The sequence below is a fragment of the Micromonospora musae genome (assembly GCF_003626545.1).
In the GTDB taxonomy this organism is placed as follows: domain Bacteria; phylum Actinomycetota; class Actinomycetes; order Mycobacteriales; family Micromonosporaceae; genus Micromonospora; species Micromonospora musae.
In genome coordinates, this window is the sequence record NZ_RAZS01000001.1 from 455,147 (window position 1) to 473,928 (window position 18,782).

An 18,782-nucleotide genomic window follows, 5' to 3' on the forward strand; every position below is an offset into this window, starting at 1 on the left:
ATCTGGAGATCCAGCACTATGTCAACCATTGGCTTCATCGGGGCCGGGCACATCGGTTCCACCGTGGCTCGGCTGGCCGTCGCGGCCGGGTACGACGTCGTACTCAGCAACTCGCGCGGACCCGAGACGCTCAAGGATCTCGTCGACGAGCTGGGCCCACGAGCCCGGGCCGCCACTCCGGCCGAGGCCGCTGCGGCGGCTGACCTGGTCGTGGTGGCGTTCCGCTCGAAGGCGTACCGGGATCTGCCGGTCGAGCCGCTCGCCGGCAAGCCGGTCATCGACACCAACAACTACGTCCCCGAGTTCGACGGGTCGATTCCCGAGTTCGAGGACGGCACGACCGTCAGCGCGCGCATCCAGCAGCACCTGCACAACGCGCACGTGGTCAAGGCGTTCAGCAACGTCTACTTCCAGCATCTCGCGAGCCTGAGCCGCCCGGCCGGGGCGAGCGACCGTAGCGCGATCGCCATCGCGGGCGACGACGCGGACGCCAAGGCGGCAGTCACCGAGTTCCTGGACCGCGTCGGCTACGACACGCTGGACATCGGGCCGCTCGCCGAGGACCGGCGCCTGCGGCCGGGCACCCCGGCGTACGGCGTCCCGTACGGCGACGGCCGTGCGGACTTCTGGGCCTCCGGCCCCGAACCGGCCGGCGCCGAGCAGCTCCGGAGCGCTGTCACGGCCGCAGACGAGCAGTTGGGCGAGCGCGCCGGCAAGCTCCCGGAGGGGTACGACCACACCACCGGTGCGGTCCACCCGAGCGAACGGTAGCGCCACGGCGACGCGGGTCGACGCGGGTTGCCGTGACCGGTAACGACCGCTCGCTCAGGTTCCGGGCGGGTCGGGTCGGGTCTTGCCCGATCCGCCCGGATCCGGCTCCGGTGAGGCCCCACGCGGACGTGACGCCCGGATCGCAACCCGGCCCGTCACCGCACCTTGAAGTAGAGGTGGGTGTGCAGCCGGCAGCGCTCGTTGAACAGCGCGTCGCAGTTCGGGCAGGAGTCGACCGCTAGGTACTCGTCGATGGTCAGCTCGCTACGGCAGACGCCGCAGAGCACCGCGCGCTGCCCGCGCTGGTCGAGAGGCCACTGACTCGCGGGATGGTCGGTCGTCTCCTCGTGGCAGAGGTGGCACGGGTAGTAGCGCAGGCAGCAGGCGAACTTGATCGCGATGACGTCCACGGGCGTGGCGTAGTGGACGCACCGGGTCTGGTCGTCGACGGTCTTGCCGTGGATCTGCACGACTTGCGCGCTCCCGTGAATGGATGTCCGCTTCGGTGGTGTCGCCGCCGGCCCGCACTCGCACCGGGCGTGGGACGGCGACCCGCCCCGGCAGCCTAGTTCTCGCCCGCCGCCGGAGGTCAACTCGAGTTCGGTGAAGTCGGGTTATCCGCCCGCCTCGGACACCCCGACTTCAGGGAAGGCGAGTCGATCAACCGCTCGCTTCAGCGCGACCCGGCACGCGCTCGATGGGCCGCTCCCGCCCGCACGGCGGGTCCCGATGCCGACGAACGATCGGAAGCTTTCGTGCATTAATTTAAAAGTTTCCATGCATATATCTAAAGTGATAACGTCGGCGATCGATCTTTCGTCTCGCGAGATCGATCTGCCCACCCCGGCGGGAGAAAGTGGGACGACGGCTTCTCCCCGGCCGGGACCCGTACCCAGCTCGGAGGACCGATGACCGGACCGAACCGATGGCGGTATCGCCGTCGCGCCGTGCTCACCACCGTGGGTGCCGCTCTGGCGACCCTGCTCGCCACAGCCCCTGTCACCCCGGCCACCGCCGCACCCGGCACCGCCGACGTACCTCCGCAGGAACCCGGTGTCACCCTGCGGTCGTACGACATGGGCGCGCCGTTGTCGGCGCTGTGCACCCTCAAGCCCGCGCAGACCCCGAACGTCGACAAGCTGATGCCGCAGATCAACTGGACCACCACTGACGAGTTCGGACTCTCCGACCGGTTCATCAGCCACGCCATCGCCAACCTCACGGTGCCCGTCGACGGGACGTACACGTTCCGGCTCACCAGCGACGACGGGTCCCGCCTGACGATCGGTGACCAGGTCGTCGTCGACCACGACGGCCTGCACGGCGAGACCTCCAAGGAGGGCATCGTCGACCTGGCCGCCGGGCTGCACCCGCTCTTCGCCGAACTCTTCGACAACGGCGGCGGCCAGGTGCTGCGGCTGGAGTGGCGTGTTCCCGGCGCGGACACCTTCGAGCTCGTGCCGGCCTCCGCGCTGAGCACCGACGCGGGCGTCGTGCGGGTGACCGCGCCCGGCTGGAAGTACTGCGAGGGAGCCTCCGACTCGGCCGGCGACGGCATGCCGCTCGACCGGGTGCACCCGGGCTACAACCTCACCGACCTGCGCCCCGAAGGGTTCCAGCCGCAGGTCACCGGCATGGCCTTCAGGCCCGACGGCGACCTGGTCGTCTCCACCTGGGGTGGCACCGACAACACGACCGGCGAGATCTACGTCGTGGAGGGCGCCACCGGCCGGACCGGTCCCGAGCAGGTGACCTATCGCCGGTTCGCGGAGGGGCTGCGCGAGCCCCAGGGCGTCGCGGTCGTCGGCGGCACCGTCTACGTCAGCCAGAAGCATGAGCTGACCGCCCTGCGCGACACCGACGGCGACGGCGTCGCGGACAGCCGGCGGACGGTCGCCACCTGGCCGTGGGGCCAGAACTTCCACGAGTTCGCGTTCGGCCTGCTCTACCGGGACGGGTACTTCTATCTCAACCTCTCCGTCGCCATCGACCTCGGCGGCGCCACGACGGTGCCCCAGCCCGCCGCGAACCGCGGCACCTCGATCAAGGTGAACGCGAAGACCGGCAAGATCACGTACGTGGCCGGCGGGCTGCGTACCCCGAACGGCATCGGCTGGGGTCCGCGCGGCGAGGTGCTCGTCACCGACAACCAGGGCGGTTGGCTACCCGCGTCCAAGCTGGTCGAGATCCAGGACGGCGCCTTCTACAACCACTACACCACCCCCGCCGGACCCTTCGACGACGAGCCGGTGACCCGCCCCATCGTCTGGCTCCCGCAGAACGAGATCGGTAACTCGCCGTCCACCCCGGTGCTGCTCAAGAAGGGGCCGTACGCGGGACAGCTGGTCGTCGGTGACGTGACCTACGGCGGCCTGCAGCGCGTCTTCCTGGAGGAGATCGAAGGGCAGTACCAGGGCGCCGTGTTCCGGCACACCCAGGGCCTGGAGGCCGGCGTCAACGAGGTCACCCTCGGCCCCGACGGCGCGCTCTACCTGGGTGGCCTCGGCGCGGGCGGCAACTGGGGCCAGGAGGGCAAGCTCAGCTACGGCCTGCAGAAACTGACGCCCAACGGCACCTCGGTCTTCGAGGTCAAGCGGATGCGCGCATCGCACGTCGGGTTCGAGCTGGAGTACACCGAGCCGTTGTCGGCCGAGACCGCGCAGGACCTCGCCGACGCGTACCAGGTGACGCAGTGGCGCTACGGCGCGACGAGCCAGTACGGCGGCCCGAAGCTCGACCTGGAGACGCTCGACGTGGCCAAGGCCGAGCTCTCGGCCGACCGCCGCACCGTCAAGCTCCGGATTCCGGGCCTCAAGGAGAATCGGGTGGTGCACGTGCGGTCGCCGCGTCCGTTCTCCTCCGCCGACGGCGAGGAGCTGTGGAACACTGAGGCCTGGTACACGCTCAACGAGATCCCGGGTCGCGTGGTGCAGCCGCAGACGTTCTTCGAGGCCGAGGAGGGCCGGACCGTCGGCGTCGGCATGGCGACCGACCACGCCGCCTACTCCGGCGCCGGGTTCGCCGCCGGGTTCGCCGAGGACGGCTCGTCGACCAGGATCTCCGTCGACGTCCGCAAGAGCGGCACGTACGACCTGGCGATGCGGTACAGCAACGGCCCGAACCCCTACTCGGGCGAGAAGCAGCTCAGCCTCTACGTCAACGGTCAACGGGTGGAGCAGACCGTCTTCCCCTCCACGGTGACCTGGGAGGAGTGGGGCACGGTCACCACCACCGTGCGCCTGCGTGAGGGGCGCAACCTGGTCGAGTACCGCAAGGAGGCCGCCGACTCCGGGCACGTGAACCTCGACGTCCTCGCCGTCCGGCCGCACGGCAAGCGCATCGCCCTGCTCGACGGCGGCGGCGACCTCACCGAGTGGCAGCACAGCGACGGGCGCGAGCCCGAGTGGGAGGTCGCGAACGGCGCCATGACGGTGCGCGGCGGGGACCTGCGTACGGTGCAGGCCTTCGGCGACTTCCGGCTGCACGTGGAGTTCAACCTGCCCCAGTACCCGCCGGACGTGACCGGGCAGGCGCGCGCCAACAGCGGCGTGTACCTGCAGGACCGCTACGAGATCCAGGTGCTGGACTCGTTCGGCATCGACCCGCCGCAGACCAACGACGCCGCCGCCATCTACCAGCAGAAGGCGCCGGACGTGAACGCGGCGCGGCCACCGCTGACCTGGCAGACGTACGACATCGTCTACCGGCAGGCGCGCTACGACGCGGCCGGCAACAAGCTGGAGAACCCGCGCGTGACGGTGATCTGGAACGGCGTCACCGTGCACGACGACGTCGAGATCCTCGGCCCGACCGGCGGTAGCCGACCCGAGGGCCCGGCCACGGGCGCCATCCGGCTCCAGGACCACGGCAACCCGGTGCAGTACCGCAACATCTGGGTCGAGCCACTCGACCCGTAGCCACGCCGGTCGCCTGAGCACGGGCGGTCGGGTCCGGTTCGCCGGCCCGGCCGCCCGCCCATGCGGATCATCGCCTTGGCCGCCTCGGATGCCTGGACACCCCGCGCTGTGCGGGCTTCATCCCGCCGAACGGAGACGGCCGCGAGGCATCAGCCGGCGCCCGCCAAACGGACGACTGTCGGTGGATGGTAGTCGGCCACCAGACCCAACACGGTCATCAGATCTTGCATCAGGAGTTCGAACATCGGTTCGTGGTCCGTGATCAGGGGGGCGAACTGATCGAAGACCTCCAGGGCGACCGCACCGTAGATCGACCGCCAGCAGGAGAGCATGACGACGAGAGCGCCAAGTGGAATCTCCACTCCGGTGGCCCGGCGGTACTCGGCGAGCTGTGGTCGGAGGCGGGCATCGAGCTCGTCATCGTCGAGGATCGGATAGGGGCGAGCAGCCCACAGTTTTACGAACTCGGGCCCCCAGACGCCGGCGAGGCGCCGCACCCAGTCGCTCGTGACATCGACCTGGGCACTCCCGGCGGCCGCGGTCGGGGTGCCGAATAGCAGGGCAAACTCCTGCCGGTTGGCCAACGCCCATAAGCGGAACGCCCGGGCCGGCTCCACCAGGCGGGCCGCGTAGTCGTTCTCCTCCTGAGCGTCCACCGTCGTCTGCAGCAGGTCGGTGATCTCGGCAGTGACTTCCCGTGCCGCCTGCCGGACGATGTCCGCGAGGGGCGGGTCCTCGAAATGACGGTAGAGGGCGGCGGGGGTGACTCCCACCCGGCGTGCCACCTCGGCGAGCGTGAGCGCCTCCACCCCCTGGTCCTTGATGACGGCCCTCGCCGCGCTCCGCGCATCCGCCACCATCTGCTCCCGGAGCCGATCGCGCCGCGTTGCTGCTTTCACGCTCTTCACTCTCTCCGCTCGACTACCGCCGCACCATAGTCCCAGCCGGGCATCCTTCCGCCCACGCGCGACCTTGCGGCGAGGCGTCGATGCATCCGTGTGCCGGCGGCTACGGCCTACCCGGCCGCCACTCGACCGAACCGTGTTTCACACACACTGTCCACTTTGTCCGAACACGCATACACGAACATCGTTCGTTGCCGCATCAGGTAAACGCCATTAACATAGTTAATTCTCATCGCTTGGTAATGGGCCATCACGGATCAGCGGACGGAACGGCCGACATGAAGGCCGACGCCGACGAGGCCCCGCACGCGGCCGGCACCGATGCCGCTCGCAGCCAGGTCGGAAAGACGCAGCTCCTTCGTAGGGAGGATGTCACAATGGAGGACTTTTCGCACTATTCATCCCTGTTCAACCAAGCATTGCAGGATGCACCGCACAAGGTCGTGCTCTTCGTCGACATGGTCGGTTCGACTGACCTGAAGCTTCGCTCTCCCGAAGTCGAGTGGCTCCCCACCATGGGCCGATTCCTCGATCTGGTGGACGAGGCCGTACGGAAGCACGGCGGCACGGTCGTGAAGTACCTGGGCGACGGGGTCCTCGCGGTCTTCGGCGACGAGCAGGCGGCAAACGCGATCAACGCGGCCATCATGATCCAGGAATCACTGGAGGCCGACAACGACGGCAACCGGCTCCGCAACTGCCAATGCCGCGTGGGTCTGGCGACCGGCAAGGTCGTCGAGTACGAGGGACCGGGCGGCGTAGTGGACTACGTCGGGACCGTCGTCGATCTGGCCGCTCGACTGAGCAACGCCGCCTCCGCCGGCGCGATCTGGGCGGACATGGCCACCACCGACGCGGCGAACCTGAACAAGATCAGCTCCAGGGTCGGTCGCGCCCTCAAACGTGGTTCCCGCGAGTACGTGAGCGAGCACGAGCAGAAGGTGGACCTGAAGGGCTTCGCCAAGTCGATCATCTACAAGGAGGTCATCTGGGCCCAGGCCAGCAAGGGCGTGAGCAACGAGGTGACGACCATGATGGCCGATCGGGCGGCGAACCAACGGCGCAGCGACGAGCCCGCGCAGCGCACCGTGGAGGGCACCGTCACGTCGTGGATGGCTGAGCCGGGACGCGGGTTCATCCGCACCACCGACGAAGGCGACTTCTACGTCGACCGGCGTTTCCTGGGTGGCGGTGGGACCGACCTGACGGTCGGCCGGACGGTCATGTTCATTCCTCGCCCCGCCACCCGGGCAGACGGACGCCCGGTCGCCGGGTGCACCGTCCAGGACGGTCAGCAGGTGACCGGCCAGTTCGTCACCTTGCACGACCGATACGGCTTCATCAGGTTGGCCGATTCGAGCGGTAACCCGATGAACATCTTCGTTTACCTGGGCGCCAAGGCAACCACGTACGAGATCGGACAGGCCGTGACCGTGACCCTCGCGCCCGGCCGCAGGGGCGGACTGCAGGGGCTCGTCCTGGACGTCGGATCGGGGCAGACGAGCGCGGCCGCATGACCTTGGCACCGGACGGGAGAGAGGAACGGTCGGAGGCAACCGTCGGCGGCATCCCGTTGGACGCACTGCTGCAGGAGACCCGGCAGGAGATCGGCCGGACGGACGCCAAGGCCAGTCTGCTGCTGGCCCTCCTGGCTGTGCTGATGGGAGTGTTCGTGAGCCTCAGCGCCACCGCTACGGCGCTGTCGCCCAGCAGCTGGGCGGTGGGCACGGCGACCGCGTTGTTCATAGTGAGCGCGCTACTGCTGGTCTGGGCCGTCCGGCCGCGCCTCAATGCCGGCGGACGTGGGCGACAGGAGTACTTCGCGCACTTCGCCACGTTCGTCGATCGACCTGACGACCTCGAACGAGAGCTCGCGTGCACCCCTGACGACGTGAACTCGCGTCGGGCCGCTCAACTTGTGGACCTCTCCCGCCTGGTGCTGCGGAAGTACCGGTTGATTCAGGTCGCCGTGGACCTCTTAGTGGTTGCGGTCGCCATCGGGGGGATCGCACTGATGCAGGCACTGTGGCGGTTCTGAAAGCGGCCATCCCGCGGCCGCCCGCATAGGTGGCGCGCCGAAACGCGGAGGGGCCGTGCGGCCCGCGACTCACGCGGCTCAGCGGCACGAGGGCCGGTTCCCCGGGTCACCCACGCCCTGGGAGCCGGCTGCCCCGTCGGGGCCAGCCCTACCCGCTCTCGGGCGCACCGGAGCAATATCATTCCGGTCCGGTGAGACCGGTGCCCACCCACCATCCGTCTGTCCTCTATGGAGTGCGAGCATGGCGCGCATGGATATCTACGAGGACGCCCGTACGGTGTCACGGGCCGACCTGGCCGGCTGGCTGCGTCAGCTGGCGAACCAGCTGGAGTCCGACGGTCGGGTCTACTACGGCGCCGCCGGCGCGGTGGCGGTCGCGGACGAGGTCCGGTGCGAGCTGGAGATCGAGCGCGAGAGCGAGACCGAGCTCTCCGTCGAGATCGAGTTCTCCTGGACCCTGCCCGCTCCGGTGAAGGCGGCGGAGCAGGAGACGGCGGCCGCGACGGACGACGAGGCCGACGAGGAGCCGAAGGCCGAGGAGTCCGCGGAGGAGCCGAAGGCCGAGGAGAAGCCGAAGGCCTGACCGCGGAGCGACCGGGGGGCGGCGGCGGTGCCGGCGCCCGCCGGACGATCGACCCGAGGCCCGTCCACGGTCACGGGGCCGCAGGAGAAACATGACGCCCGCTGTTCCGAGTCCGAGACACCGACTGGCCGACGCGTGCCAGGCGCTGGTGGCGGCCTCCTGGTTCAACCTCACGAGCTTCGTCCTGATCCTGGTCAACTCGTTGGCGCTCGGCCTGGAGACGTACGGCCGGGCGGTGGTGGCGGCCGGTGCCCCGCTGCGGGCGATCGAGCACGCGTGCCTCGCCTTCTTCGTACTCGAACTGCTGGTGCGTTTCGGTGCGCACCTGCGCCGTCCGGCCGGGTTCTTCCGGGATCGCTGGAACATCTTCGACCTGCTGATCGTCGCCACGCCGCTGCTGCCCGGCGTACGCGAGAACGTGACGCTGCTGCGCCTGCTGCGGCTGGCCCGGATCGTCCGCGCGTTCCGCCTCTTTCCCAGCCTGCGGGTGATCCTGGTCGGGATCCGGCGCAGCCTTCCGGGGCTCGGCAGTTTCCTGCTGGTCACGGTGCTGGTGCTGTACGGGTACGCGATGCTCGGCTGGATGCTCTTCGGCACCGCCGAACCGCAGCGGTACGGCACGGTCGGGCAGGCGATGCTCACGCTGTTCCTGCTGTTGTCGCTGGACGGCATCACCGACACGCTCCAGGCCGGCCGGGAGGTCACCGAGTGGGCGGTGCTGTACTACGTGTCGTACATGGTGACCGCCTGCTACCTGCTGACCAATCTGCTGGTGGGCGTGGTGCTCCGCGCGTTGGAGGAGGCCGACCAGGAGGAGCGGGCCACCCGGCGGAAGGTCCCCGACGACCTCGCCGAACCCTCGGTCCACCAGCAGCTGGCGCAGCTCCGCACGATCATCACGGACCTGGAGCGGCGGCTCCCGGAGGCCCCGGACGGCGAGGCCCCCGGTTCGGCTCCGGCGCGACGCCACACCCACGGTCAGCCCGCAGGCCGTCGCCGGGGTCGCGGGAAGCGGAAGGCCGCGTCGACCGCTGCCCGGCCGCGAGCGGGAAAGTCGGAGTCCTCTGTGGAGGGTGTTCGTCGCGGGTGATGTAATTCCTCCCGATCGGTCCCGTCCGGGCGAGATGTCAGCCCGGGTATCGAAGGAGAGTCCATGCCCGTCACCGCCGACCTCACCAAGCTGGTCGACAAGGCCTACCAGGACAAGACCCTCACCGAGCTGGTCGACGCCCCGGTGGCCGCCCTCGCGGGGGTCAGCGAGGGTGGCGCCAAGCTGCTCAAGGAGGCGCTCGGCATCGTCACGATCGGCGACCTCGGCCGCAACCCGTACTTCCGGGCCGCACAGGCGCTGGTCGCCCTGAACTCGAAGTAGTCACCGAGTCCGTGCTGCCCGGCGGTGACCCGAACCCGCCGGGCGTCACGCGGCCCCGGCACGCACCACGGCCCGGCCGGCCGCTAACGCACGATGTGCAGCCCCGCCTTGACCGCGCCCCGGGCATCGAGGTAGCTGCTGATCCGATCCATGGCCGCGGTGTAGAGCGAGCGCCTGCGGTCGATGCGCGGCATGGGCTTCACGGCCGCGGGTAGGTTCACGACACGGATGGTGGGCCGCAGCGACAGCCAGATGGGCGTCGCCTCCGCGCGCGTCACCTTCCACCGGTGGTTCGGCTGCTCGGTGAAGGTGAACGAGGCGATGACGCCCTCCCGGTTGGCGTCGACGGGGAAGTCGTGCCGGGCGAGGGTGTTCCCGACGCCGTACGCGATCCACTTGTCGCCGACCTTCTCGAAGGGCTGCACGACGTGGGCGTGGTGGCCGATGATCAGGTCGATGTTCGGGTCGGCGATCAACTGCCGGGCCCAGTACAGCTGGTCACCGCTGGGCTCGTGGACGAGCTCCTTCCCCCAGTGCGCGGAGAGCACGATGATCTGCGCGCCCGCCTTACGGGTGGCGGCGGCAGCCGCCTTGATCGCCTTGACGTCGATCCGGTTGGCCAGCCACTCCTTCCCGGCCGGCGGCTTGAGCCCGTTGAAGTGCATGGCGTACGACAGGTGCCCGACCTTGACGCCCTTCACGTTGTAGATCGTCGGGCGGACCCGCTCGGCGGCGCTGCGGAAGGTGCCGGTGTGGCCGAGGCCCGCCGCGTCCAGCGCGTCGAGGTTGTCGTAGACGCCCTGCTCACCCTGGTCGAGGGCGTGGTTGCTGGAGGTCGAACAGGCGTCGTAGCCGGTCGACTTGACCGTCGCCGCCAACTCGGTGGGCGCGCGGAACCGGGGGAAGTCCTGCGGACCGCCCGGTCCCATGGGCCCCTCCATGTGGCAGATGGCCAGGTCGGCGGCCGAGACGACGGGACGGATGTCGGCGAAGATGCGTTCGAAGTCGTAGCCGTCCCGGCCGTCCGCCTCCGCGTCGGCGTGGGCCTGCTGCCAGGTCGGCGGGTGGACGAGGATGTCACCGGAGCCCGAGATGGTGATCTGCCGGGGCCCACCGGACGCGGTCGGTGCGGCGACCTGACCGGCCGGGCTCGGCTCGGTCGCCATCCGGTCCCGAATGATGTCGCCGCGCAGCACCCAGACCAGGCCGGGTGAGAGTACGAGCGCAACGATGAGGATGATGCGGACAGCACGCATGACCGTTCCTAGTGTCAGAGCCGGATGACCCGGCGCAGCCGCTCGCCGAAGTAACCGGAGTCGACGACACCGTCTCCATTCACGTCGCCGAAGGTGGGACCGTCGACGGTCTCGCGCGAGGAGACGAAGCGCATCCCCCCGTCCTCATCCTTCCCGAGATAGATCCCGGAGTGGGTGATGAGGTTGGGGTCCTCCTTGTGCAGGGAGAAGAAGACGAGGTCGCCGGGTTGCAGGGCGCTCAGGTCGGCGGGCGCCTTGCCCGGGGTACGTCCGGCGGCGACGAGCACCGAGCGGGCGTACGAGGCCATGCTCGACGCCGTGCGCGGAAGGCCGTCGACGGTGGTGCTGACCGGATCGTTGAAGAGCGGGAGCCCGAACCGGTAGCCGTAGATCAGCCGGACGAAGCCGGAGCAGTCCAGGTCACGGTCCCACCGCTCGGACGGCTTCTTCTTGCCGCTGTCGGAGAACTCCCACGGGATCTCCAGGTAGTCGTAGAAATCCGCCCCGTCACGCTCGTCGGCGCTGTGCACGTACCCGAAGCCGGCGTCGCCGATGTACCTGACACCCTCGTCGTTGCGGCCGTCGGGCGCGTCGGCCAGGTACTGCATCGTGGCCGCGAGCACGTCGATCGGCGGATCCTCGTCCTCGATCTGGTCGAGCAGCCAGCCGACGAACTCCTCGTCCTTGCCGCGTCGCGTCTGCCACGGCTCCGGCGCCACGCGCACCCAGGACGTCGATTCGATCTCCGCGGGAGTGCTGGACGGTTCGCTGAAGCGGCGCTCGGGGCCGGCCACCACGACGGTCCGCGCGCCCACGGTGAGCGTGGCGACGAGCTCGTTGTCGCTGCGGCGATGCACCTCGGTGCGGTCCGGGCGGGTCCGGTCCACCAGCTTGTACTGCTGCTCCAGCCGCTCGACGTCGTTGCGCGGCGAGCGCGTCGGGGTCGGCGTACCCCAGCTCGACGCCGGCGCCGCGCCGTTCGGGCTCCCGGTGACGAGCCGGACGACGACCAGGCCGGCGGCGACGACGGCGACGGCCGCCAGGACGGTGAGGACGACCCGCAGGTTGCGCATCAGAGCGAGACCATCAGCAGGGCGAGGCCGCCGGTGCCGGCGCTGACCACGCCCGTGGCGGCCAGCGTCTGCAGCGCACGCGGCCGCACCAGCTGGTAGGTCATCAGTCCGGGGATGATGAACGACAGCGTGTCGCCGGCGAAGAGGAACGGCAGACGGGTGTGCAGCAGCACGAACGACGTCACCGACATGAAGGAGGAGACCAGCACCGCCACGGCGAAGAGCCGCTTGCCGTACAGGATGGTCATGCGCTGCAGCACCTTCATGATCAGCACCGTGACGGTGGTGATGGCCACGACGGTGATGAGACTGCGGGCGTCCTCCAGCGCGGTGAGCACCAGACAACCGGGCACCATGAGGCCGGCCGGCGCGACGTTGGTCACGAGGTAGCCGACGAGCCCGAACAGCAGCCCCGCCGCGATGATCACGGCGCTGAGCTCGGAGGACAGGTCGAATGTTGGCATCATGTTCCTTCGCTCAGGGGCGGGCGGCTCGACGTCGGTCGCCGTGCAGGACGGCGATGCGGGCGCTGTTCAGCACCGTGGTCGCGGTCAGGTCCTCGCGGGAGAGCACGACTGTCGCGTCCAGGTCGACCTGCGCCCCGCTCTCCGCCGTGTCCGGCTTGCGGGCGGTGTCCAGCTTGTAGATGCGCTCCAGGGTCTGGGAGAGCTCGGCGAACGGCGCCGCGGCGGTCGCCGCGACGGTCACCGAGTGCAGCGCCTCCAGCAGCTCCTCGCCGCGACCGTGGATGTTGCCGATCATCAGCAGCGAGGTCCCGGTCTCGCCCGCGCCGAGCTGTTCGACGATGGCGTCCCGCAGCTCGACGCCGGTGCGGTGCTCGCCGTCGAGGTCGACCACGCGGTCGCGCCACTCTTCCGGGATGAGGTGCAGCGCGCTACGGGTCGGGGCGCCGATGAGGAACACCTTCGTCGGCTTGATCTCCGGGATGATGCCGCCCATCTGGCCGTTGCGCTCGATCCGGTCGGGTCGGCAGTTGATGACCACGGCGACCCGCTCACCGACCAACCCGCGCTCCCGGAGCAGGTTGATGTTCATCAGGGTCGAGGCCGGGTCGTTGGCGGCGAAGAGGTTCACCGCGGCGAACCGCCGCCCGTTGTGGGCGCACGCGTCCACTCGCAGTACGCCCGGGTCCGGGGCGGCCTGCCACATCCCCTTCAGCGCGGTCCGCCGGTCCACGCCGCAGAGCTCCGCGACGGCCAGCGCGATGGCCACGTTCTCCTTGAAGGTGATCCACCGGAAGCGCCGCATCTCCGCGTCCGTGACCGTTTCCGGGTCTACGGCGATCAGGTTGCACTGGCGGCGGTCCGCCTCCTCGCGCAGGATGTGCAACCGTTCCCGCTCCGCGGTCACCACCGTGCCGCGATGAGGCATCGAACGGCTCAACGACCGGGCGACGTCGTCGAGGGTCGGGCCCATCTCCTCCAGATGGTCCTCCCGCACGTTGCTGATCACGACGACGTCGCCCTCGATGAGCAGCTCCTGGTTCACCTGCTGCAGCTCCGGCAGGACCGCCATGCACTCCACGACCAGGGTGTCCGCGCCCGCGTGCACGGCTCGGCGGACCACCCCGATCTGCTCGATGACGTTGACGCCGCCTCGACCGCGACGGATCGGAACCTCCCGGCCCTGCGGGTAGATCAGGCGGGCGGCGGTGCCCGTCGTCTTGGCGAAGACCGTGCGTCGGTCGTCCGCGCGCAGGGCGCCCGCGATGAGCCGGGTCACCGAGGACTTGCCGCGGATTCCGTTCACCACGATCCGGGTCGGCAGCCGGGACAGCTGACGCCGGTGGCGTGCGCGTTCGACCAGAAGGTGAGTGAGCAGGCCCGCGATGCATACCCCGAGCAGCCACAGGGGCGCGGTGACCGACGTCATCGGGACCGCTTCGTCGAGGGCAGGCTGCCGCCAGGCATGGTCGTACTCCGTCTCGGCACGAGGAAATGGCTGAGGAGTGGCGGCCGGACCGTGAGGCGTCAACGGGACCGATGCACGACCGGGGCGCCGGGCTGGGTGAACGGGGTTCGAGGATCAGTGCGGTCGCGGGCCGTCCTTGCCCGACGAGTGACCACAGCGGCTTCCCCGCTGCGAAGACATACGCACCTCCCGGTCGACACACCAGCTGCCGCGGCCGTACACCTGAAGCTGTGCCAGGGCAGCATGACCTACAGCGGCAGACGACCAGCAACTGTCACACGTCATGGAAGACAGGCGGTTAACTTCGGGCGGGTGAGCCTGGCGGCAAATGTGAAAATGGTCCAGCTTGTCCCGTCGGTGTGATGCCTTGTTGGGGCTTTCGACGCGTCTGTCCCCCCGCAACGGACGAGGTCATTCCTGACCACTCGGGTCTCCTGATCAACCTGGTCGGGCACCCCGGCGCGGGCCGCAGCCGGCCGAACGAGGTAGGGCTGGGCATACCCGCGGAGTGGATCCAGTCGGCTGGGTCGGCCCCGGCACCGCCGATAGCGTCGAGGACATGACGTCCTCCCGGCCCTCGCACCTGGCCACGGCGCTGCGCCACCCCCGCTACCTGCTCTCCGAGTGGCCCTGGCGAGCGCTGGCCTACCTGGTCTCCACCGCCCCGGTCGCCGGCGTGCTCTCCGTCGGGCTGCTGCTGGTCGGGGCTCCCCTGCTCGCGGCCGTCAACGCCGTACACCGGCACGACCGTCCGATTCCCCTGCCGCTCGCGCTCTTCCTGACCCTGGGCACGCTCGCCCTCGTCGGGTTCGCGCCGATCGTCAGCGCCGCCGTCGCGGCGGTCGAAAGGTGGCGGCTCGGGCTCATCGACTCGCGCCCGGTGCCGGCCCGCCGCTGGTCGAGCGTCGCCGAGCGCTACACGAGCGCCCACGCGTGGCGCGAGGTCGCGTACCTGGTGTGGCTCGGCGGTGTGGTGCCGGTCGTCTACTGGGTCTATCTCCTGCTGGTGCTGATCGACGTGCTGCTGGTCGCCAGTCCGTGGCTGGCCGGGGACGCCGACCAGGTGATCGTGGTCTGGGACACCATCGACACGCCGGGTGAGGCCGTCCCGTACGCAGTCGTCGCCGTGCTGCTGCTGCCGGTGCTCTGGTACGGACTCGGGGCGCTCGCGGCGACCCAGGGCGCGGTGGCGCGCTGGCTGCTCGGCTCGTCGCCCGACACCGCCGCGCTGCGCGAGGTGACCAGGTCACGGGCTCGCCTCGTGGACGCGTACGAGGCGGAGCGCCGCCGGATCGAACGCGACCTGCACGACGGTGCCCAGCCCCGGCTGACCAGCCTCACCCTGCAACTGGGGCTGGCCCGGCTCGACGTGCCCGACGACTCCCCCGCCGCCCGGCCGCTCACGGTGGCTCACGACCAGGCGAAGGGGCTGATGGTCATGCTCCGGCAGATCGTGCACGGCCTCCGCCCGCAGAGCCTCACGGACCTCGGCCTCGCCGGCGCGGTCCGGGAACTGGCCGACGAGGCCACCGTCCCGGTCACCGTGCACGCCGACCTGGAACGGCCGGTGCCCGAGAACGTCGAGACGACAGCCTGGTACGTGGTCTCGGAGTCGCTCAACAACGTCACCCGGCACGCCTCGGCGACCCGGGCCGAGGTACGACTCACGCGGGCCGGCGAGCGGCTGGTGGTCGAGGTCTCGGACGACGGCCGGGGCGGCGCGGACCCGGCGCGGGGCACCGGGCTGACCGGACTCGCCGACCGGGTGGGCGCCGCCGGCGGGCGGTTGCTGCTCGCCAGCCCGCCGGGCGGCCCTACCCTCGTCCGGGTGGAGCTGCCATGCCACCGGTGACCCGGGTCGTACTCGCCGAGGACGAGGTCCTCCTCCGCGAAGGGCTGGTCGGCCTGCTGGAGCGGTTCGGTTTCGAGGTGCTCGCCGCCGCCGGCTCCGCGCCGGAGCTGCTGGCGGCGGCCCGCACGCACCGGCCGGACCTGGTGGTGACCGACATCCGGATGCCCCCCGGCCGGCGGGACGACGGTCTGCGGGCGGCGGTCGAGTTGCGCGCGGAGCGGCCGGAGCTCGCGGTGGTGGTGCTCAGTCAGCACGTGCAGGCCGAGTACGCCGCCGCGCTCCTCGGCAGCGGGGACGGCCGCCGCGTCGGCTACCTGCTGAAGGACCGGGTCGCCGAGGTGGTCGAGTTCGTCGAGCAGCTGCGCACCGTCACCGGCGGCGGCACGGTCATCGACCCCGACGTCGTACGCCGGCTGCTGCACCGCCCGAACGACCCTCTCGCCGCGTTGTCCGGACGGGAGCGGGAGGTGCTGGGGCTGGTGGCGCAGGGCCGTTCGAACGCGGCGATCGCGGCGGCGCTGCACGTCACCGAGGCGGCGGTCGGCAAGCACGTCGGGAACATCCTCACCAAGCTCGGCCTGCTGCCCAGCGACGACACCAACCGTCGCGTGCTGGCGGTGCTCACCTACCTGCGCGGCGGCTCGACGTGGACCGGCTCGTCCGCCGACCGGCGCGGATGAGGCGGGACGGGCCGGCCACGTCGGACGTCACCAGGAGGCCTTGCGTACCCCCGGCAGCTCACCCCGCAGCGCCATCTCCCGGAAGCGGACCCGGGACAGGCCGAACCGGCTGAGCACCCCACGCGGTCGCCCGTCGACGACGTCCCGGCTGCGCAGCCGTACCGGGCTGGAGTCGCGTGGCAGCCGCGCCAGGCGGCGGACGGCCTCGCCGCGTACCACCGCGTCGGTGTCGGGGTGGGCGATGAGCCGCTTCAGCTCGGCGCGGTGGTCGGCCTGCCGCGCGACCAGCTCCGCCCGGCGGCCCTGACGGTTGACGAGACCGCGGCGGGCCATCAGCGCTCCTCCCGGAACTCGACGTGCCGACGCACGAGCGGGTCGTACTTGCGCAGGACGAGGCGGTCCGGGTCGTTGCGCCGGTTCTTCCGGGTGACGTAGGTGTAGCCGGTTCCGGCGGTGCTGCGGAGCTTGACCACCGGACGGATGTCGGTCTGCCGGGCCATCAGATCCGCGCTCCCCGGCCGCGCAGCTCGGCGACGATCGCCTCGATGCCCCTGCGGTCGACCGTCCGCAACGCCTTCGCGGTGAGGGTGAGGGTGATCCAGCGCCGCTCGGACGGCAGCCAGTACCGGTGACGCTGGAGGTTCGGGTTCCACCGGCGGCGGGTGCGTCGATGGGAGTGGGACACGGCGTTGCCGAAGCCCGGCTGGGCGCCGGTGACATCACATCGTCTGGACACGTGACTCCTTCTGGTTGATACTCGGCCTCTCACTATAATGACAATCGTTTTCAACAAGCGACGAGGAGGACCGTGATGTCGACGTCACCACTCGCGCCCGCCGGCACCCTGGCCGGAGCGGCCGACCTCCGGCCGGCCCTGACCGTGTTGAGCGGCTTCTGGCCGGGCACCACCTACGCCGCCGCCCGCGCCCTGCTCACGGCGGACCCGACCCTGCTGCTGGTCCGCCACGACCTCACCGAGGTGCACGCGGGCGCGGTCCAGCGCATCGTCCGCGACGGTTCCGGCCTGCTGGAGGACGTACGCATCGAACTCGCACACGGCTGCGTCTCCTGCACGCTCCGCGAGGACGTGCTGCCCACCCTGGCCCGACTCGCCCGCACGCACCCCGGCCGGGACCTCATCCTGATGCTCCCCGAGGTCGTCGAGCCGGAGGCGGTCGCCACCGCCTGCGCCCACTGCCTGGTCGACGGCGCCCCGGTCACCGACCTGCTGCGCATCGACTCGTACGTCACAGTGGTCGACGCCGAGCACCTGATCGACGCGCTGGCCACCACCGACGACCTGAAGAGCCTCGGCATCCACGCCGCCGCCGACGACGACCGCGCCGTGGCCGACGTGGTGGTACGCCAGATCGAGTACGCCGACACGATCGTCCTGTGGGGCCTGTCCCGCGACGGGGAGTTCGACACCAGCCGGCTGTCGGTGCTGCTGGACCGGATGGCGCCGTGGACCACTCAGGTCCGGGTCGACGCGGAACTGGTCGACACCCACGCGCTGAGCCGGCAGCTGCGCGACACCCGCCGTCACCGGCCCGACACGCCGGGCACACTGACCCGAGGCCTGGAGGGGTACGCGCTCGGGGTGCACGAGCCGCACCCGGACTGCGGAGTCGTCTCCGCGCTGTTCCGGGCGCGCCGGCCGTTCCACCCCGGCCGCCTGCACGACGCGCTGGAGGAGCTCAACGCCGAGGCGATCCGGTCGCGGGGACACCTCTGGCTGGCCAGTCAGCCGGAGACCGTGATCGCCTGGGACTTCGCCGGTGGCGGCCTCGCCCTGGGTTCGCTCGGGCGCTGGCTCGCCGTCCTGCCGGACGAGCTCTGGGCCGAGGCGTCCGACCACCGGCGGCTCGCCGCCGCTCTGGACTGGGACCCCTACTACGGCGACCGCCACCAACATCTGGTCTTCATCGGCCTGGACCTGGCCGCCGCCGAACTGCACCGCACCCTCGCCGCGTGCCTGCTCACCGACGCCGAACTGGCTGACGGCGAGGAGGTCTGGCGCAGCTATCCCGACCCGTTCGCCGGCTGCTTCCCCCTCGTCACCCTCACCCCGGACGGCAGTCCCGATCCCGATCTGCCCGACAGTTCCGCCAACCCCGAAGGAGAGAGCGCATGAAGCGCGGCATCCACCCCGAATACCGGCCGGTCGTCTACCGCGACCGCGCTGCCGACTTCGCCTTCCTCACCCGCTCCACCGCCACCAGCGACCAGACCGTCGAGTGGACCGACGGCAACACCTATCCGGTCATCGATGTGCAGATCTCCTCCGCGAGCCACCCGTTCTGGACGGGGAAGCAGCGGCTCGTCGACAGCGCGGGCCGGGTGGAGAGGTTCCGGGCGCGCTACGCCCGGCACGGGACGCAGCGGGCCCGCTGAGGGCGCCCG

20 protein-coding genes are annotated in these 18,782 nt (G+C 70.4%); 11 read left to right on the forward strand and 9 right to left on the reverse strand.

What is annotated here, in order from left to right:
- Positions 1–771: an NADPH-dependent F420 reductase gene (locus tag D7147_RS02155; RefSeq protein WP_267900749.1), complete on the forward strand. Its 771-nt coding sequence runs from the start codon at positions 1–3 to the stop codon at positions 769–771.
- A 155-nt stretch (positions 772–926) separates the two neighbouring features.
- Here the strand turns inward: D7147_RS02155 and D7147_RS02160 are convergent, their stop codons facing one another.
- Positions 927–1,241 (reverse strand): CHY zinc finger protein, encoded by a 315-nt coding sequence (locus tag D7147_RS02160; protein WP_199734053.1) that lies wholly within the window; start codon positions 1,239–1,241, stop codon positions 927–929.
- Positions 1,242–1,679: 438 nt separating this feature from the next.
- Between D7147_RS02160 and D7147_RS02165 the strand changes: the two genes are divergently transcribed.
- A complete protein-coding gene (locus D7147_RS02165) occupies positions 1,680–4,688 on the forward strand; it encodes a family 16 glycoside hydrolase (RefSeq protein WP_120673536.1) in 3,009 nt (1,002 codons plus the stop codon).
- 149 nt (positions 4,689–4,837) lie between these two features.
- Here the strand turns inward: D7147_RS02165 and D7147_RS02170 are convergent, their stop codons facing one another.
- Positions 4,838–5,548, reverse strand: a complete 711-nt coding sequence (locus D7147_RS02170; RefSeq protein WP_120673952.1) for a TetR/AcrR family transcriptional regulator — start codon at positions 5,546–5,548, stop codon at positions 4,838–4,840.
- A gap of 323 nt (positions 5,549–5,871) precedes the next feature.
- On the opposite strand from D7147_RS02170, the gene D7147_RS02175 reads away from it, so the two are divergent.
- The 5 genes from D7147_RS02175 to D7147_RS02195 all read left to right on the forward strand — a co-directional run bounded on the left by D7147_RS02175 (position 5,872) and on the right by D7147_RS02195 (position 9,586).
- The gene (locus tag D7147_RS02175) at positions 5,872–7,110 is read left to right on the forward strand and encodes an adenylate/guanylate cyclase domain-containing protein (protein ID WP_158609258.1); all 1,239 of its coding nucleotides are present in this window, start codon (positions 5,872–5,874) and stop codon (positions 7,108–7,110) included.
- Complete coding sequence (locus tag D7147_RS02180) at positions 7,107–7,631, forward strand: Pycsar system effector family protein (RefSeq protein ID WP_120673538.1); 525 nt, start codon at positions 7,107–7,109, stop codon at positions 7,629–7,631. The genes D7147_RS02175 and D7147_RS02180 overlap by 4 nt, the downstream gene beginning before the upstream one ends.
- Before the next feature lie 241 nt (positions 7,632–7,872).
- Entirely contained in the window at positions 7,873–8,214 is a 342-nt protein-coding gene (locus D7147_RS02185) for an amphi-Trp domain-containing protein (RefSeq protein ID WP_120673539.1), read from the forward strand.
- 91 nt (positions 8,215–8,305) lie between these two features.
- Entirely contained in the window at positions 8,306–9,304 is a 999-nt protein-coding gene (locus D7147_RS02190; protein ID WP_120673540.1) for an ion transporter, read from the forward strand.
- 63 nt (positions 9,305–9,367) lie between these two features.
- Complete coding sequence (locus D7147_RS02195) at positions 9,368–9,586, forward strand: hypothetical protein (protein WP_120673541.1); 219 nt, start codon at positions 9,368–9,370, stop codon at positions 9,584–9,586.
- 83 nt (positions 9,587–9,669) lie between these two features.
- On the opposite strand, the gene D7147_RS02200 is transcribed toward D7147_RS02195, so the two are convergent.
- The 4 genes from D7147_RS02200 to pgsB are packed head-to-tail and all read right to left on the reverse strand — an operon-like array spanning position 9,670 to position 13,808.
- Positions 9,670–10,842, reverse strand: a complete 1,173-nt coding sequence (locus D7147_RS02200; RefSeq protein ID WP_233562876.1) for a CapA family protein — start codon at positions 10,840–10,842, stop codon at positions 9,670–9,672.
- A 14-nt stretch (positions 10,843–10,856) separates the two neighbouring features.
- Positions 10,857–11,915 carry a C40 family peptidase gene (locus D7147_RS02205; RefSeq protein ID WP_120673542.1) on the reverse strand — a complete coding sequence of 353 codons (1,059 nt, stop codon included), beginning with the start codon at positions 11,913–11,915 and terminating at the stop codon, positions 10,857–10,859.
- On the reverse strand, positions 11,915–12,379 hold the full coding sequence (locus D7147_RS02210; protein WP_120673954.1) for a poly-gamma-glutamate biosynthesis protein PgsC/CapC: 465 nt from the start codon (positions 12,377–12,379) through the stop codon (positions 11,915–11,917). Before D7147_RS02210 ends, D7147_RS02205 begins: the two co-directional genes overlap by 1 nt.
- A gap of 13 nt (positions 12,380–12,392) precedes the next feature.
- Complete coding sequence (gene pgsB / locus D7147_RS02215) at positions 12,393–13,808, reverse strand: poly-gamma-glutamate synthase PgsB (protein ID WP_120673543.1); 1,416 nt, start codon at positions 13,806–13,808, stop codon at positions 12,393–12,395.
- A gap of 598 nt (positions 13,809–14,406) precedes the next feature.
- On the opposite strand from pgsB, the gene D7147_RS02220 reads away from it, so the two are divergent.
- Positions 14,407–15,699 (forward strand): sensor histidine kinase, encoded by a 1,293-nt coding sequence (locus D7147_RS02220; protein ID WP_120673955.1) that lies wholly within the window; start codon positions 14,407–14,409, stop codon positions 15,697–15,699.
- Positions 15,687–16,379 (forward strand): response regulator transcription factor, encoded by a 693-nt coding sequence (locus D7147_RS02225; protein WP_120673544.1) that lies wholly within the window; start codon positions 15,687–15,689, stop codon positions 16,377–16,379. The genes D7147_RS02220 and D7147_RS02225 overlap by 13 nt, the downstream gene beginning before the upstream one ends.
- A gap of 27 nt (positions 16,380–16,406) precedes the next feature.
- Here the strand turns inward: D7147_RS02225 and rpsN are convergent, their stop codons facing one another.
- The 3 genes from rpsN to rpmB are packed head-to-tail and all read right to left on the reverse strand — an operon-like array spanning position 16,407 to position 17,115.
- Complete coding sequence (gene rpsN / locus D7147_RS02230) at positions 16,407–16,712, reverse strand: 30S ribosomal protein S14 (RefSeq protein WP_120673545.1); 306 nt, start codon at positions 16,710–16,712, stop codon at positions 16,407–16,409.
- The gene (gene rpmG / locus D7147_RS02235) at positions 16,712–16,879 is read right to left on the reverse strand and encodes a 50S ribosomal protein L33 (protein ID WP_120673546.1); all 168 of its coding nucleotides are present in this window, start codon (positions 16,877–16,879) and stop codon (positions 16,712–16,714) included. Before rpmG ends, rpsN begins: the two co-directional genes overlap by 1 nt.
- Positions 16,879–17,115, reverse strand: coding sequence for a 50S ribosomal protein L28 (gene rpmB, locus D7147_RS02240; protein ID WP_120673547.1), 237 nt, complete (start codon positions 17,113–17,115; stop codon positions 16,879–16,881). The genes rpmG and rpmB overlap by 1 nt, the downstream gene beginning before the upstream one ends.
- A 72-nt stretch (positions 17,116–17,187) precedes the next feature.
- On the opposite strand from rpmB, the gene D7147_RS02245 reads away from it, so the two are divergent.
- Together D7147_RS02245 and D7147_RS02250 are read left to right on the forward strand one after the other, a co-directional pair.
- The gene (locus D7147_RS02245) at positions 17,188–18,513 is read left to right on the forward strand and encodes a CobW family GTP-binding protein (protein WP_120673548.1); all 1,326 of its coding nucleotides are present in this window, start codon (positions 17,188–17,190) and stop codon (positions 18,511–18,513) included.
- A complete protein-coding gene (locus D7147_RS02250; protein ID WP_120673549.1) occupies positions 18,510–18,773 on the forward strand; it encodes a type B 50S ribosomal protein L31 in 264 nt (87 codons plus the stop codon). The genes D7147_RS02245 and D7147_RS02250 overlap by 4 nt, the downstream gene beginning before the upstream one ends.
- The last annotated feature ends 9 nt before the right edge of the window (positions 18,774–18,782 follow it).